This window comes from Nocardia colli, assembly GCF_008704205.1.
Lineage (GTDB): Bacteria > Actinomycetota > Actinomycetes > Mycobacteriales > Mycobacteriaceae > Nocardia > Nocardia colli.
The window spans coordinates 355,988-371,742 of the sequence record NZ_VXLC01000006.1 but is presented as its reverse complement, the minus strand read 5'-3'; the positions used below and the strand labels follow the sequence as shown (position 1 = coordinate 371,742).

Genomic DNA, 15,755 nt, shown 5'->3' with positions numbered 1-15,755 from the left:
GCGATGAGGAAGACGCCCCGAGAAATCGGGACTCTTTCAGGAAAGCGCGGCTACCGAATCGACGCAATAGTATGGTGTACAAATCTGAAACCCGCTGGTAAATCGTTATGCACCGTTACGGCGAGGTCACGCGAGTGCACCGTCGGTATTACCGGCGGGCGAGTGCGGGCGCACGAGCAGCTATCGGATCGGCGCGGCGGCTGCGCGGCGTCGTTCGATCGGCTAGCCTCGGTGTTCGTGCCCGCCTACGTGTCATCACCCGAACTCACATTCGGGTTCATGTTCGCGCTGGAAGACCCCGAGCGAATCGGAGAGGTCGTGCGCACGCTCATCGTTCGCAAGACCGTATCGGTCTTCCGCCTCGCCCGGCTGTCCGACGACGACGGGCCACCGGAACGTTATGTGGTGAATTGGGCGGTCATACCCCAGATTTCGATCACCACCGAGGCGCCGGAGTCCGATGAACTCGAGGCCCAGGGCATCATGCTGGTCAACGCATTCCTCAGTGAGGACGGCGAAGTGAGCCTGTATTCGTCGCAGGGGACCGGTCCGGGCTAGGCGTCCCATTCCGGCACGCCGAACAGCGCCATGGTGATCTGGTACAGGTGTGCACCGAGCGACGGCAGTGCTTGCGCGCCAGGGCCTTCCAGGCAATCGCGAATGCGATCGTCGACCGCGCCGATGAGTGCGTCGAAGATGTCGGTGGGAATGTCGACCGGGATATCGCCCTCGCTGCGCCCGATCCGGAAGGCCGCGCGCATCCGGTGTGCCAGCAGCGTTTTCATCTGCCGGCGTTGCTGGGCCACGATCGGCCCGGCGACCAGGCATTCGATGTGCAACGCGCGGGCGTAGATCCCGTTGTCGGCCAGCACCTGCAGATAGGTCTCCAGCGTGGTGCGGATGAGTGCGCGCCATTCCGCCCGCGGGGTGGCCCGCACGCTGCTGTCGAGTTCGCCGAGCACGAGTTCGACCGCCGCCTCGAAGGCCTCGGCGAAGCAGTCGTCGCGGCCGCGGAACAGCTGGTAGAAGGTGCGCCGCGAGACGTTCGCGCGGGCCACGATATCGCCGACAGTTGTTTCGCCGTAACCTCTTTCGGCCACCGCCTCCAGTACCCCCAGGAACATCCGCATGCGCTGCGAATGGGCCACCGCCTCCGGCGTCATGCCATGTGTACCGCGTGGCAGACGGCCGCGGTCGACGCCGGCTTCTAATCCCATCTCCTGACAATAGTCGCTCGCCGAGCGTGATCGCGGTCATACTTGCCCATTCAGTGTGGTCCCCGTTACTCTCACATCCAGCATGGGTACGCCAGTGTTTCTAAGTAGGTAGCAAGGGGTCGAGGTCGATGAGGACAGTTCGCCGCGCGTTGAGCCGGGTCGGGATCATGGCGATCGCGACCACGATGACCGCACTCTGGGTGGTGCCGAGCACCGCCACCGCCGAGTCGCCACCGGACGGCGGTGATCTGGGCCGGCAGTGGACCGCCGCCTACGACGCCCCGGCGAAATACCCCGGACCGGTGCATATCGACTTCGATGTGCCGATCGCCATGAGCGACGGAACGGTGCTCAAGGCCAACATCTACCGGCCGGTCGACGCCGCGGGCCGGATCGTGGACGAACCGCTGCCCACGATCGTCAACCTGACTCCGTACACGAAGTTCGCGTCGCTGATCGCGGACATCGCGCTCAACATCCCGGTCCTGTCCGACGCGCTGATCCAGCTGGTCAACCGGTTCGACTTCGGCGGCACGCCGTTCGACTCGATCACCGATCTGACCAAGGCGCTGGCCGGCGGCGCGCCGCGCGCGTTCGGCGCGGACCGCAAGCTGGTGCAGCAGGGCTACACCTACATCGTCGCCGACGTGCGCGGCACCGGGTACTCGCAGGGCGCCTGGCAGTTCTTCCAGAGCCGGGAGAATCAGGACACCCTGGAACTGATCGACTGGGCGAGCAAGCAGGCGTGGTCGGACGGCAATATCGGCATGTCCGGCATCTCCTACTCCGGCATCAATCAATTCAAGGCGGCCGAGCAGAATCCGCCCGCGCTCAAGGCGATCTTCCCGATCGAGGGCAGCACCGACCCGCTCACCGATGTCGCCTTCCCCGGCGGTGGACTCGGATTGTTCGCCCCGCTGTATATCGCGGCGGTCGACCTGATCTCGAATTTCCCGGACCCGGTCGGCATCGCACTCGGCCACCTGGATTACCAATGGCTGCTGGACCGGGTGGCCACGCCGCTGGAATTCTTCGATTACATCCTGATGGCCCTGTCGCTCAACGTGGATTCGGTGCCGCAGCCGTTGAAGGACCAGTTGCTGCCCGGCAGCTCGCTGCGCTCGGCGTTCACCGACAGCCATCCGGAACGGATCCAGGTGCCGACCTTCGCCTACGGCGGCTGGCAGGACATCTTCGCCTCGTCGAGTGCGCGCTCGTTCTCCGATATTCCGCTGCCGCCCGAGCGCAAGAAGCTCATCATGGGCGACACCTACCACTTCAATCCCGGGTCCGGTCTCGGTGATCCCGGCAAGCCGCCGCGCCTGGACGTGCTCCAGAAGGCCTGGTACGACAAGTGGCTCAAGGGCATCGACAACGGCATCGACCAGTACGGCCCGGTGGTGCTGTGGCAGCAGGGCGGCGGCTGGACCACCGCGTCGTCGTTCCAGCGTCCGGACATGGAATACCAGCGGATGTATCTGTCGCCCACCATCAGCGGCACCGCGACCAGCGTCTACGACGGTTCGCTCAGCGCGCAAACACCGGATGCCGCAGCACAATTGACCGTCTCGCCGGTCAACGGGCTCACCTCACTGTGCTCCCGCGACGCGGCGGTCGAGTCGGCGGGCGCGATCAGCCTGCTCAATTTCTGCGGCCGCGACGATCGCATCCACGAGCTCGGCGGCCTCACCTTCACCGGTGCGCCGGTGGCCGAACCCACCGTGCTGTCCGGCCCGATCAACGTGCACCTCAACACGATGTACGACAACATCGAGGGCTACTGGGCGGTCACCGTGAATGACGTTGCGCCGAACGGACAGTCGACCGTGCTGGCCAGCGGACAGCTCGCCGCCTCGCTGCGCGCGGTGGACGAGGAGAAGAGCACCAAGGACGCCGACGGCGACTACACGCACACCGTGTACAAGCTGACCCTCGCCGACCGCCAGACCCTGGTGCCCGGCCAGCCCACTGTCCTCGACGTCGGCGTCAATCCGGTCGACGCCGTGCTCCAGCCGGGACATCGGTTGCGGGTCAACGTGTTCGCGAGCAACTTCCCGCGCGGGTTCCTGCCGCCGCCGCTGCTGTTCGACGGCGGCATCCTGAACTCGGTTGCGCCGCAACACCTGCTGCTCGACCCCTCGGCGCCGAGCTTCGTGAACGTGCCGCTGAGCCGGCCGCTGGGTTAACCGCGCACGACGGCCCGCAGCAGGTGCGGGCCGGGGCGCAGTTCGGCGGCGAGGTCCTGCGGGGCGAAGAAGCTGAGCCGGCGTTCGTTGATCTGGGACAGGCGCTGCTTGCGGAACTCCGCGGCGGCGTGTTCCTCCGGCGTGGAGGGGATCACCGGTTCGGGCGTAGTCGAGCACCAGCTGGCTGCCCGCGGCGAGGGTGCCGAGGTAGCCCAGGGGCGAACCGATGGCAGCGCGGGTGAGGTAGACGGTGACGCCGAGCCAGATCACGAACGCGGGCTCGGCCGGCTCGAAATCCGTTGCGCCGAGGGCCCGGCACCGAGAATGATCGCCTGCCTGGTCCTCGCGGCGACCGCCTCGGCCAGCGCGTCCTCGGCGAATCGCGATCGGGCGGCGACCAATAGCCGGATCCGGCCGTGTGTCCCCTTACAAGCTGCGACCGAGCCTACCGGGCGATTACGGCTGAGTTTGTGACACGCCATTCTCCTGCATCCCTATTCGTTGGCGTGTCGGTACCCGATCGTGGCGTCCGCGACCGCCGAATACGCGAGAATCACCTATATTCCGCACCTGGTTTGTGGCGTGGATCGAAAGGCACCCGAAAGGAGCGTCGATCATGGAACCCGAAAACCCTGTCAGCACTGCGAAACTGGCTTATCCGGTCAATCCCGTTCGTGTCCGAGGCGATCTGGATCCCGCGTTGTCGCGGTGGATGTGGCTGGTCAAGTGGCTGCTGGCCATTCCGCATTACATTGTGCTGATCTTTCTGCACATCGCCTATTTCGTCCTCACGGTGGTCGCGTTCTTCGTGATTCTGTTCACCGGTAAATATCCGCGGGCGATGTTCGACTTCAATGTCGGGGTGATGCGCTGGACCTGGCGGGTCGAGTTCTATGCGCTCGGCGTGCTCGGCACCGACAAATACCCGCCGTTCAGCCTGCAACCGAACGCGGACTACCCGGCCGATCTCGAGGTCGACTATCCGGAGCGGCTGCATCGCGGTCTGGTGCTGGTGAAGTGGTGGCTGCTCGCCATTCCGCACTACCTCATCCTCGGCGCGGCGATGAGCGGCGGCATGACGTTCTACATGTACGACGACGACAGCTGGTCCGGTGCGGGCAGCATTCCGCTGATCAGCATCCTGCTGGTGGTCGCGCTGATCGGGTTGCTGTTCACCGCGCGGTATCCGCAGGGCGTGTACGACTTCGTCATGGGCATCAGCCGGTGGACCATCAGGGTGCAGGCCTACGCCACGCTGATGCGCGACGAGTACCCGCCGTTCCGGCTCGACCAGGGTGCCCGCGAGCTCGAAACCCGTTGAGTTACACCGCAACACCGAATCCGCCCGCTGGCTCAGCGGGCGGATTCGTATATCCGGCGGACCACGTCCTCGATCTCCGGCTCCTCGATGGACAGATCGCGCACCTCGGCCCGATCGGAGACCAGCGCGAGCAGCTGTGCGGCCGTGGTCTTTTCCGGATCGAAGGCCAGTCGCTGCCGCATCCCGCCTGCCTCGGAGCTCAGTAGCCGCGCACAGGGCAGGTCGTCGATATCGGCGGCCGGCTCGGCCAGGTCGACCACCAGCACCCGCCGCGCGCCCACCGTGGCCGCCAGGCCGGTCAGCGACCCGTCGTAGACCAGCCGGCCGTGATCCACCACGAGCACCCGGCCGCACAGCCTTTCGATGTCGCCCATGTCGTGCGTGGTGAGCAGCAGCGTGGTGCCGCGGTCCGCGCGTTCGGCGCGCAGGAATTCGCGCAACCGTTGTTTCGACAGCACGTCCAGGCCGATGGTCGGTTCGTCGAGGATCACCAGTTCGGGTGAATGCAGCAGCGCCGCAGCGACTTCCGCGCGCATGCGCTGGCCGAGCGAGAGCTGGCGCACCGGGGTGTCCATGGTATCGGCCATCTCCAGCTGCTCGATCAGCTCGTGCTTGCGTTTGCGCGCGACGTCCGGTTCCAGCCGGTGGATGGCGGCGAGGATCGAAAACGACTCGCGCAGCGGCAGATCCCACCACAGCTGGGAACGCTGCCCGAACACCACGCCGATCCGCGCGGCCAGCTCGCGCCGCTGCCGGACCGGTTCCAGCCCGCAGGTGCGCACGCTGCCCGAGGTCGGCACCAGGATGCCGGTGAGCATCTTGATCGTGGTCGACTTGCCCGCGCCGTTCGCGCCGATATAGCCGACCGCCGTGCCGCGTTCGATCCGGAAGGACATCCGGTCCACCGCGGTCAGCGTCTCGCGGTGCCGCCGCCACTGCCTGCCGATCTTGCGGGACAGGGTGAATTGCCGGGTCAGGTCTTCGATGTCGATGATCGCGTCCGCCGAGCCGGATGCTGCCACGTTATCCGCCCCCTCCTTGATAGTGCCGAGTACCGAACCGCCAGAAACTCAACGCGAGCAGCCACACCCAGAGCACCGCCAGCGGGGTCAGCCAGGCCAGCCACGCGGGCAGCAGCGCCGGACCTGGCAGCCCCAGCAGCGCGATGGTCGGCAGATACGCGGTGAAGCAGACCGGAATGGCGAAGCCGAACAACAGCTTCAGCGGCGCCGGAAACACCGTGGCCGGTTGCACCGCGGCGAACGAGCCGCCGTAGGTGAAGCTGTTGGTGAGCTCCGCGCCGTCGATCAGATAGAACTGCAATCCGGCCGCGCACACGAAAATGCCGCCGAACAAGGCGATTCCGCCGATCAGGGTGAGCAGCACCAGTCCGAAGGCGGCCGCGTTCCAGTCGATGTCGTTGCGCAGGAACCCGAAACCGAGCACCACCAGCGCGACGGCCGCGCGGGCGAAGCGGCGCAGCGAGATGTCGCTGGTGATCAGCTGGAGCAGCAGTGGTTGCGGCCGTAGGTGATACGCGTCGAGCTGGCCCATCCGGATCAGCGTCGGCAGCGTGTCCAGATGGCCGAACAGCACCTGCGCCAGCGCGAAGGTCGACTGCCCGAAGCCGAACAGCAGCAGCGCGGCGTTCAGATCCAGGCCGCCGAGCACCCGGACGTTGTGGAAGATCACCCACACCTCGGCGAACTCGACCAGGCCGATCAGGAACGCGCTGAAAACCTCACTGACGAAGGACAATCGGTAAGCCTGCTGGGCACGGATGCGCGAGCGCAACACCGCCGCGTACGGGGTGAACCAGGTCCCGGCCCGCGTGAGGCCCGGCTCAGCCACCCTGCACCTCCAGCTTGCGCCGCCCGGCCGCGAGCAGTACCCGGCCGATGCCGCCGACCACCAGCACCCAGAACACCTGCACGGCAACCACACCCACGGCGGCCGTTCCGGTGATCCGGCCGGAGAGCACATCGATCGGCGATTGCAGGATCGAGGGGAACGGCGTCGCCTGGGCGATGGCGCGCAGCCAACCGGGAAACATGTGCACTGGCACAAAAAGCCCGGCGAGGAAGGTGCCGGCGACTTGGTACAGCACCCGCAGGCCGCGGGTCTCGACGACCCAGAAACCGATCAGCGCGACGGCGAACAGGCAGAGGAACGAAATGGCCACGGCGAGCAGCACGCTCACCGCGCCGAGCAGGTAGGGCAGGGGAGTGCCGGGCAGGACGAGCCCGAAGGTGAGCACGCCGATCAGCACGCTCGGCACCCCGCGCGGCAGGATGGTGCACGCGGCCCGGCCGAGATCCCCGGCCAGGTAACCGAACTGCACGTCGACCGGGCGCAGGAAATCGATCGCGATGTCGCCGTTCTTCACCCGATCGGCCAGGTCCAGCGGCGGTCCCATGAATTGCATCGCGCCGAGCAGGCCCTGCGAGAGCCACACATACGCACCGATGGACCCCTCGTTGTAGCCGCCGAAATCGCCGGTTGCCCGCACCGCGGCGAGCATCACCGCCGCCCGGACGAAGCCGAACACGCAGTTGGTGAACAGGCCGGCGAACATGGCCAGCTTGTATTGCGACTGCCGGCGGAAACCCGCGCGCACCAACTGCGCGTATACCGCGAACGCGCGCCACGAATGCCTGGTCGCGACGAGCCTCCCCTCCCCGTTTGCTCTCCCGCGCACAAAGAGTCAAGCCTAATCTCTGCCGGAGGGCACACGGAACCCCCGGCGGCGGTTTTTGGAAAAGTGCCTCATAGCGCTCGCGGCAGTGTTAGAAACACAGTCACTTCAGATTGTGTGAGAAGGATCGCCGATGACCGCCGCCGGGATGACCATTTTCGAGGCCCTCGAATCCAATGTGCGCGGCTACTGCCGGTCCTGGCCCGCGGTGTTCGACACCGCGAGCGGCGCCTGGCTGCGCGACGAGCACGGCAGGGAGTACCTGGATTTCTTCGCCGGCGCGGGCGCGCTGAACTACGGCCACAACAATCCGGTGCTGAAACGGGCGCTGCTGGACTACATCGCCGGCGACGGCATCACGCACGGGCTGGACATGTCGACCGTGGCCAAGCGCGGGCTGCTGGAAACGCTGCGGGACACGGTGTTCGGTCCGCGCGGACTGGACTACAAGGTGCAGTTCCCCGGGCCGACCGGGGCCAACGCGGTGGAGGCCGCGCTCAAACTCGCGCGGAAGGTGACCGGGCGCGCACCGATCCTGAACTTCACCAACGCCTTCCACGGGATGTCGCTCGGCGCGCTGTCGGTCACCGGCAACGCGGCCAAGCGTGCGGGTGCGGGCGTGCCGCTGCCGCACACCACGCCGATGCCCTACGACGGATACCTCGACGCGCCCGACGAGCTGGCCTGGATGCGGCGCGCGCTGGACGATTCGTCCTCCGGGCTGGACAAGCCGGCCGCGGTGATCGTGGAGACGGTGCAGGGCGAGGGCGGCGTCAATGTGGCGCGCGCGGACTGGCTGCGCGAACTCGCCGAACTCTGCGCGGCGCGCGGCATCCTGTTGATCGTCGACGACGTGCAGATGGGCTGCGGCCGGACCGGTCCGTTCTTCTCCTTCGAGGCCGCGGGCATCCGCCCGGACATCGTCACCCTGTCCAAGTCCATCGGCGGCTACGGATTGCCCATGGCGCTGGTGGTTTTCAAACCCGAGTTCGACCAGTGGACCCCCGGCGAGCACAACGGCACCTTCCGCGGCAACAACGCCGCCTTCGTCACCGCGCGGGTCGCGCTGGAGCACTACTGGTCCGACGCGCGGCTCGAGCACGCCACGCTGGCCAAAGGCGCACGGATCGAGCGGGAGCTGACCGCACTGGCCGCGACCGTCGCGGGCGCACGGGTCCGGGGTCGCGGGCTGGTTTACGGCCTGGCCTTCGACGATGCCTCGCTGGCCGGCAAGGTCTGCCAGTCCGCGTTCGACCGCGGCCTGCTGGTGGAAACCTCCGGCGCGGTCGGCGAAGTGGTGAAACTGATGCCGCCGCTGACCATCACCGATGCCGAAATCGGCCACGGCCTGGGCCTACTGGCCGACGCCGTGACCGAGGTCTGCCACTGATTCCCAGCGCCAGCGCATGACATTGCGCGCGATGATTGCCATACTCAGGCGGCACGGACTCGCGACGATCGGACGCAGGGTGTCCTGGTCGCGCAGTAGGCTTGTCTCGAATCAGGTCGCGGTAGCGAAAGACTCGGAACCCGGGAGGGGAACGGTGGACACGCTGAAGCTGGATCCGGCGGCGGTGGCCGCTTACACCGCGATCGCGGACGCGGTCTCCCAACAGTTGGCCTCGGCCGCGGCGGTCGCCTCCGGGGCGGTGAATCAGGACCGGCTGACCGCCGACCTCGGCTTGATCGGCGCGGATTTCGCGGCGCGCTTCACCACGGCGGTGTCCGAACACGCCCAGGCGCTGTCCACGGCGGGACAACTCGTCGGCACCTACGGCGAAATCCTGCGCGGCTACAGCACCGACATGCAGGGTATCGATACCGAGACCGCGGGCGTCATCACCAAGACCGGAGAGGCCCTGACATGAGAACCCTTTCCGGACTACGCAGGCGATCGGCGCCCCCGACCCGCACCGAGACCGCCGCTCCCGCCACGACTTACCTCGATCCGAACGTGGATCCGCCGATCGTCGCCGCCCTGGTGCGCCCGCTGTTGCAGCTGCGCGCCACCCTCGGCACCGGCGTCGGCGTGCCGAACCAGACCGCGACCAGCGCGCTGTCGTCCGCGTCCACGCAGGCCGCCGAGGTGGAAGGCCCGCACCGCGACGGCCTGCACGCGCTGGAGTCGACCTGGACCTCCCGCGGCGCCGACGCCGCGGTGCCCGCGCTGCGCACCACACAGACCGAGATCGGCGAAATCTCCGATCGCGGACCGGCTTACCTCAGCGTGCTCGGCGACGCGCACGCCACCAGCGCCCGCGCCGCGCGGACCGTGGACCAGATCATCGCCGACTTCCGCCGCGACGCGCGCGAGATCCTCGGCAACGCCACCGCGGCCCCGGACACCGACGCGGTGATCGCGCGCGCGACCCAGGCCCTGCGGGACGCCCTGACCACGGTCAACACCGCGCAGACCGAGATGGACGACCACAGCAGGCGACTCGACCAGATGGGTCCGCTGACGGTCACCCAGCCGTCCGGCGTCACCGCCGCGCAGCCGGGCAACGGCCAGTTCATCCCGGGCGGCACAACGCAATTCAATCCCGGCGCCACGAGCCCGAGCCAATACGTCCCCGGCACCACGGTCCCCGGCGTCGGTGCGAACGGGCAGCCGGTCGATCCGGCGCTGGCCGCCCAGCTCCAGTTGCAGCAGCAGCTGATCTCCGCGGGCGTGCAGGTCGGCACCGCCGCGATCAACGCGGGCGTCGACATCGGCACGAACATCATCGACAAGATCGCCGGCGTCGGCACGCACATCATCGACAAGGTGGCCGAGGTCGGCACGCACGCCATCGACACGGTGGCGGCCGGCGCGGACAAGGCGGTGACCGAGGCGATCCGCCCCGGCAGCACCACCGGCGGCGATCAGTCGAACGGCTCGACCAACTCCGGCAACTCGCCGAAGCTGTTCGACTTCGGCGCGGGCGCAAGGCCGTCCACGCCGTCGCAGCCCACCGGCCCCGGCACGGTGATCCCGCCGGCGCAGCACGGATCCACGGGCGGGTCCGCGCCGTCGGCGCAGGTGACCGCGCCGCCCCCCGAATCCAAGCCCGCACCGGCGCCCGCGCCCGAGGCGCAGGCCCCGGCGGACACCCCGTCGCGCTCGGCCAGCCCGGACCAGCAGTCCCATCCGGGAACCAATGGGGGAGTGGCGATGCCACCGCCGCCGCGCGCGGAGGACCAGGAGCACAAGCCCAAGGACGGTCAGCTCGGTGTCACCGTGCCGACCGCCGCTGTCGCGGTGACCCCAGTTCTCGGCGACTACGACGATGACACCCTCTGATCCGAACTCTCCGAGTCGGCCAGAGGGGCAGGGTAATCCGTTCGACACCGGGCTGCCCATGCTGCGCACACCCGTCGGCAAGACGAAGAAGCGGCGGCGCTCACCCGGTCGCCGCGCGCCGGTGCGTCGCCGAGAACCGGAGGTCGCCGTGTCGGACCCGCTCATCCCCGCCGATCCGGATCGACCGCGGCGCACCGGGGACTGGGAAGAATGGCTCGAACCGCAGCGGATGTCCGAGCCGCCGCTGGAACCGCAGATCGAGCACGACCGGCGCCGGATGCGGGCCGCGGAGTTCGACGCCGAAGGCTACGAGGACAACGTCGCCCCGGCGCCCGCCATCATCAACCGGTCCGGCATCCACCCGGGCGTCCCGCTGCGTCATCCGACCAAGCGGCGGGATCCGCAGCGCGGCAACAAGGTCCTCGCGGTCCTGATCGTGCTCGGCATCGGGATCGCGGTCGTCTCGATCCTGCTCGCCGCAGTGCACGGATTCGGCAAAGACAGCTCGTCCACCGCGGCCACCGTGACCGGCCTGACGCCCGCGACCGCCCCGGCGAAGAATTCCGCCGGAACCTCCGCCGCGCCAACGACAGTCGCGCCCGCACCGGCCTCGGCCATCGCGACCCAGGGCTGCGAACAGAAACGCACTCCCGACGCGGTGTCCGGCACCGACCCCGGCGGCACCGCCAACGGACCCGATGCCATCCTCGCCTTCGAATACGCCTACTACGTGGAACGTTCCGGCTACCGGGCGCGTGCGGTGGTCGCCGACAACGCCATCGTCTCGCCCGCCGAGCAGATCCAGCGCGGCATCAACCAGATCCCGGTCGGCACCCGCTACTGCGTGCAGATCACCCGGACCCGCGACGGCGACGACGGGCTCGCGCACTGGGAAGTCCAGCTCACCCAGCAGTATCCGGGCGAGCAGCCCAAGACCTTCACCCAGCTCATCACCACCCGCACCGTCGCGGCGCGCACCCTGATCACCGCGATCGCCTCCGCCTGAGAGTTATTCGCGGGCCGAGCGCCACGGCAGCAGGACGACCGAGACCAGCATCAGCGCCGCCCCAGCGGCGATCGCGGTGCGCGCACTGGTCTGGCCGGCCAGCACCCCCCAGGCGACGGTGGCCGCGGCGGTGACCACGCGGGCGGTGATGGTCCAGGCGGTGAGCACGCGCGCGACCTTGTCGTCCGCGGTGTGCAGCAGCCGATAGGTACTGAACGCCGGGTTGAAAACGCTGATGCAGGTGATCATCCCGATCTCGACCGCCATCACCAGCAGCAGTCCCTTCGCGCCCGGCTGCACGAGCGGCAGCCCGAGCAGCCACGGCACCCGCGCGACGCCGAACCCGAGCAGGATCCGCCGCTGCCCGTAGCGGCGGACCAGCGGCCGGGCCAGCCGGGCGCCGACAACCCCGCCGAGGCAGGGCACGCCGAAGCCGAGCCCGTACTGCCACGGCGCGAAACCGAGGTCGTTCAGCATCAGATAGGCCAGCACCGGAGCCGTCGCCATGATCAGCGAATTCACCAGCACGGTGTTGCACAGCAGCACGCGCAGCACCGGATTCGCGGCGATCGTGCGCCAGCCCTGGGTGATCTCGACCAGCCGGGACGGCGCGGCGGGCCGGACCGGCGGGGCGGGCTCGGGCACCTCGATCGAGCGAACGCACAAGGCGGACAGCACGAAACTGACCGCGTTCAGCACCACGGTGACGACCGGACCCAGCACGCCGATGAGCACCCCGCCCAGCGGCGGCCCCACCGCCGTGGAGACCCACGTGGCCGTCTCGAACCGCCCGTTGGCCGCGAGCAGATGATCTTGGGGGACAAGACCTTTCAGATGCGCGCTGCCGGCGCCCAGGAAGACGATGTCCGCGACCGCGACCACCATCGCGACCACGAGCAACTGCGGATAACTCAGCGCGCCGGCGAAGTACGCGACCGGCACGGTCAGCAGCACCAGGAACCGCAGCAGATCGGCGCGAATCATCAACTGCCGCTTGGGCCGGAACTCGATCCAGGCGCCCAGCGGGACCGCCAGCACCGCACCCACCGCGCCACCGGCGGCCGCCATCAACGACACCTGCAACGCGCCCACGTGCAGCACCAGCACCGCGATCAGCGTGAAGGCGTCCAGCGCGAGGAAGGTGCCCACCGAGCTGATCGCGAACCCACGCCAGAGCCGCTCGAAATCCCGCCCGAGCCCGGGGCCGACCACGACCTGAGCCGACAACCGATTGGTGACCATCGCAGCGATCCAACACCGCCCCGCCGCCCGGGGCAAGCCGCCCGAGCCGGGGGCAGCCGCAGTCCCTTGATTTATGGCATTGATTGACAATTCAGCGGAATGGGTGCCGATTAGGTGCCCTGGATAAGACGGGTAGTTCGGCACTTGTTTGAACGCCGGGTGTCTGCGAAGGTAATGCGTACCTCGGATAGTTTCGATTTCTATCAGTTCGATGGAGAAGGCGGGTCGGCAGATGATGTCGGTGCTGTGGATCATCCTGCCTTACAGCGCGTTTCTCTCATTCCTGGTCGGTCACGTGTGGCGTTATCGGCACGATCGATTCGGCTGGTACACCGCCATCCCGGAGACCGATCGGGCGCAGCGGATCGGGGCGAGCGCGTTCCGCATCGGACTGAGCGGCGTATTCGTCGCCCGGATCACCGATTTCCTCATGTCGGGCCCGCATTCGCATCCGGAAGGCTGGATCTACGGCACCATCACGGTCATCGAGATCTGCGCCCTGACGACCGCGACGATCGGCGCGGTGCTGCTGTTCGTGCCGGACATGATCGGCAGTCCGGCCCGCTCCGCGGTGAGCCCGCTGGACCGCATCACCTTCCCGATTCTGGTGGCCGGCCTGCTGACCTGGGTGGCGATCAAGTTCGACCCGAACTCCTCCGGCGACGGATACCGCACCGCGGAAACGCTGTTCGCCTGGTTCCGCTCGCTGTTCAGCCTGCACCCCAACCCCGAGCCGATCGAACACGCCCCGATCATCTACCAGACGCGCGGCCTGGTCCTGATGCTGTTCATCGCGATCTGGCCCTACACCCGCCTCGCCAGCTTCATCGCCGAGCCGCTCTACCGCCTGGCCCGGCGCTGGCAGCCCACCTCCTCGGCACAGCCCGAGCGGGAGTTGTCCGCCCCGCGGCGCAGCTGAGCCGGGTTCGCTGCCCCCATTTCCGGTGCTACACAAAGAAGTACAAGACCGACCGGTGTGCGCCATACTGCATGATCGGACACGGTGACAGTGCGGAAGGCGGGCCCATGGCGGATGAGCGACTCGACGCGGGCGGTTCGATCGAGCGCCGCACCATCGAGGTGATTCCCGACGCGGAGCGCCACGGCACCCCGGTCAGCCAGTTCACCCTGTGGTTCGGCGCGAACATGCAGATCACCGCGGTGGTCGACGGCGCGCTCGCGGTGGTGTTCGGCGCCGACGCGCTGTGGGCGATCGTCGGGCTGCTGGTCGGCAACGTCCTCGGCGGCATCGTGATGGCCCTGCACTCGGCGCAGGGCCCGCGCCTCGGCCTGCCCCAGATGATCTCCAGCAGAGCACAATTCGGCGTCTTCGGGGCCGTGCTGCCGCTGCTGCTGGTGGTCGTGATGTATCTCGGCTTCGCCGCGACCGGCACGGTGCTGGCCGGGCAGGCGGTGAACAAGATCCTGCACATCGACAACCCGGCGGTCGGCATTCTGGTCTTCGGCGCGCTCACCGCGGTGGTGGCGGTGACCGGGTATCGGCTGATCCATGTGGTCGGCCGGATCGCCACGGTGGTCGGCGTCATCGGCTTCACCTACCTCGGCATCCGGCTGTTCACCGAGTACGACGTGAGCGCCTACCTCGGGGTGAAGTCGTTCGACATGGTGACCTTCGTGCTGGCGATCTCGCTCGGCGCGGGCTGGCAGCTCACCTTCGGTCCCTACGTCGCCGACTACTCGCGCTACCTGCCCCGCTCGACCAGCGACCGCACCACCTTCCTGGCGACCTTCGCGGGCAGCGTGCTCGGCTCGCAGTGGTCGATGACGTTCGGCGCGCTGGTGGCCGCGGTGGCGGGAAAGGCGTTCCTGGGCAACCAGGTCGGCTTCATCGGCGAACTCGCGGGCCCGTCCGCGCTGGCGCTGCTGATCTATCTGGTGATCGTGGTCGGCAAGCTGACGGTGAACTGTCTCAACGCCTACGGCGGGTTCATGTCCATCCTGACCTCGGTGACCGCGTTCAACCGGCAGTCACGCACCACGCCGTTCGCCCGCGCGGCCTATATCGTCGGCTTCACCGCGGTGTCGATGCTTGTCGCGATCGGGGCCAGCGCCGACTTCCTCGGCAACTTCAAGAATTTCGTGCTCACCCTGCTGATGGTGTTCACGCCGTGGAGCGCGATCAACCTGATCGACTACTACCTGATCTCCCGCGAACGCATCGACATCCCGGCGCTCTACGACCCGGACGGCCGCTACGGCCGCTGGAACGTCACCGCGCTGGCCTGCTACGTCCTGGGGGTGCTCGCCCAGATCCCGTTCCTGGCCCAGCAGCTCTACACCGGCCCGATCACCGAAAAGCTCGGCGGCGCGGACGTTTCCTGGATCGTCGGCATCGTGTTCACCGCCGCGATCTACTACCCGCTCGCCCGGCGCACGAGTAACCCGCCGGATCGAATGATCTATCCGGCGGGCACCGTGGTATCAGCGGAGGATCAGACTCGCGCGCGCACGAACTTGTAGATGACCAGCAGGATCACCGCGCCGACGATGGCGCCCAGGAAGGCGTGATTGACCGGCGGCTGGAGGGTGAACTTGTGCGGCGCGAACACCAAGCTGCCCAGCGTGCCGCCGACATAGCCGCCGACGATGCCGAGCACGATCGTGCCGATCCAGCCGAAGTTCTCCTTGCCCGGGACCAGCAGGCGCGCGATGGCTCCGGCGATGAGGCCGATGATGATCATCGAGATGATGCCCATGGATTCGCTCCTTGAAATTCACAGGGTGTGACGCACGGGAGACGCCGCGATCAGTGTGCGGGATACCCGGGTTTCGCGCGCGGTAATC

At 67.8% G+C, this 15,755-nt stretch carries 17 protein-coding genes; 9 read left to right on the top strand and 8 right to left on the bottom strand.

Going from position 1 to position 15,755, the window contains the following annotated elements:
- The first annotated feature begins 237 nt into the window (after positions 1–237).
- A complete protein-coding gene (locus tag F3087_RS18710; protein ID WP_150403255.1) occupies positions 238–558 on the top strand; it encodes a hypothetical protein in 321 nt (106 codons plus the stop codon).
- On the opposite strand, the gene F3087_RS18705 is transcribed toward F3087_RS18710, so the two are convergent.
- Complete coding sequence (locus F3087_RS18705; protein WP_150403254.1) at positions 555–1,217, bottom strand: TetR/AcrR family transcriptional regulator; 663 nt, start codon at positions 1,215–1,217, stop codon at positions 555–557. The genes F3087_RS18710 and F3087_RS18705 overlap by 4 nt on opposite strands.
- Before the next feature lie 128 nt (positions 1,218–1,345).
- Between F3087_RS18705 and F3087_RS18700 the strand changes: the two genes are divergently transcribed.
- Positions 1,346–3,403: a CocE/NonD family hydrolase gene (locus F3087_RS18700; protein ID WP_223885180.1), complete on the top strand. Its 2,058-nt coding sequence runs from the start codon at positions 1,346–1,348 to the stop codon at positions 3,401–3,403.
- Here the strand turns inward: F3087_RS18700 and F3087_RS45985 are convergent.
- Both F3087_RS45985 and F3087_RS18695 read right to left on the bottom strand, forming a co-directional pair.
- Positions 3,400–3,558 carry a hypothetical protein gene (locus tag F3087_RS45985; RefSeq protein WP_191094030.1) on the bottom strand — a complete coding sequence of 53 codons (159 nt, stop codon included), beginning with the start codon at positions 3,556–3,558 and terminating at the stop codon, positions 3,400–3,402. The two genes, F3087_RS18700 and F3087_RS45985, sit on opposite strands and share 4 nt — an antisense overlap.
- A gap of 111 nt (positions 3,559–3,669) precedes the next feature.
- On the bottom strand, positions 3,670–3,885 hold the full coding sequence (locus F3087_RS18695) for a class I SAM-dependent methyltransferase (protein WP_223885179.1): 216 nt from the start codon (positions 3,883–3,885) through the stop codon (positions 3,670–3,672).
- A gap of 134 nt (positions 3,886–4,019) precedes the next feature.
- Here F3087_RS18695 and F3087_RS18690 point away from each other — a divergent pair, with 134 nt between their 5' ends.
- Positions 4,020–4,724: a DUF4389 domain-containing protein gene (locus tag F3087_RS18690; protein ID WP_150403253.1), complete on the top strand. Its 705-nt coding sequence runs from the start codon at positions 4,020–4,022 to the stop codon at positions 4,722–4,724.
- Positions 4,725–4,756: 32 nt separating this feature from the next.
- Here F3087_RS18690 and F3087_RS18685 read toward each other — a convergent pair whose 3' ends face one another.
- The 3 genes from F3087_RS18685 to F3087_RS46610 are packed head-to-tail and all read right to left on the bottom strand — an operon-like array spanning position 4,757 to position 7,422.
- Positions 4,757–5,746 (bottom strand): ABC transporter ATP-binding protein, encoded by a 990-nt coding sequence (locus F3087_RS18685; protein WP_150403252.1) that lies wholly within the window; start codon positions 5,744–5,746, stop codon positions 4,757–4,759.
- 1 nt (position 5,747) lies between these two features.
- Complete coding sequence (locus F3087_RS18680; protein ID WP_150403251.1) at positions 5,748–6,575, bottom strand: ABC transporter permease; 828 nt, start codon at positions 6,573–6,575, stop codon at positions 5,748–5,750.
- Positions 6,568–7,422 (bottom strand): ABC transporter permease, encoded by an 855-nt coding sequence (locus F3087_RS46610; protein WP_150403250.1) that lies wholly within the window; start codon positions 7,420–7,422, stop codon positions 6,568–6,570. The genes F3087_RS18680 and F3087_RS46610 overlap by 8 nt, the downstream gene beginning before the upstream one ends.
- A gap of 130 nt (positions 7,423–7,552) precedes the next feature.
- On the opposite strand from F3087_RS46610, the gene ectB reads away from it, so the two are divergent.
- The 4 genes from ectB to F3087_RS18655 all read left to right on the top strand — a co-directional run bounded on the left by ectB (position 7,553) and on the right by F3087_RS18655 (position 11,708).
- A complete protein-coding gene (gene ectB / locus F3087_RS18670) occupies positions 7,553–8,809 on the top strand; it encodes a diaminobutyrate--2-oxoglutarate transaminase (RefSeq protein WP_150403249.1) in 1,257 nt (418 codons plus the stop codon).
- 154 nt (positions 8,810–8,963) lie between these two features.
- Entirely contained in the window at positions 8,964–9,287 is a 324-nt protein-coding gene (locus F3087_RS18665) for a hypothetical protein (RefSeq protein ID WP_150403248.1), read from the top strand.
- On the top strand, positions 9,284–10,702 hold the full coding sequence (locus tag F3087_RS18660) for a hypothetical protein (RefSeq protein WP_150403247.1): 1,419 nt from the start codon (positions 9,284–9,286) through the stop codon (positions 10,700–10,702). The genes F3087_RS18665 and F3087_RS18660 overlap by 4 nt, the downstream gene beginning before the upstream one ends.
- Positions 10,689–11,708: a hypothetical protein gene (locus F3087_RS18655; RefSeq protein ID WP_150403246.1), complete on the top strand. Its 1,020-nt coding sequence runs from the start codon at positions 10,689–10,691 to the stop codon at positions 11,706–11,708. Before F3087_RS18660 ends, F3087_RS18655 begins: the two co-directional genes overlap by 14 nt.
- A gap of 3 nt (positions 11,709–11,711) precedes the next feature.
- On the opposite strand, the gene F3087_RS18650 is transcribed toward F3087_RS18655, so the two are convergent.
- On the bottom strand, positions 11,712–12,950 hold the full coding sequence (locus tag F3087_RS18650) for an MFS transporter (protein WP_150403245.1): 1,239 nt from the start codon (positions 12,948–12,950) through the stop codon (positions 11,712–11,714).
- A gap of 211 nt (positions 12,951–13,161) precedes the next feature.
- On the opposite strand from F3087_RS18650, the gene F3087_RS18645 reads away from it, so the two are divergent.
- Together F3087_RS18645 and F3087_RS18640 are read left to right on the top strand one after the other, a co-directional pair.
- Positions 13,162–13,869: a respiratory nitrate reductase subunit gamma gene (locus tag F3087_RS18645; RefSeq protein WP_150403244.1), complete on the top strand. Its 708-nt coding sequence runs from the start codon at positions 13,162–13,164 to the stop codon at positions 13,867–13,869.
- Positions 13,870–13,976: 107 nt separating this feature from the next.
- Entirely contained in the window at positions 13,977–15,431 is a 1,455-nt protein-coding gene (locus tag F3087_RS18640) for a purine-cytosine permease family protein (protein WP_150403243.1), read from the top strand.
- Here F3087_RS18640 and F3087_RS18635 read toward each other — a convergent pair.
- Positions 15,404–15,667, bottom strand: coding sequence for a GlsB/YeaQ/YmgE family stress response membrane protein (locus F3087_RS18635; protein ID WP_150403242.1), 264 nt, complete (start codon positions 15,665–15,667; stop codon positions 15,404–15,406). The genes F3087_RS18640 and F3087_RS18635 overlap by 28 nt on opposite strands.
- Between the last annotated feature and the right edge of the window lie 88 nt (positions 15,668–15,755).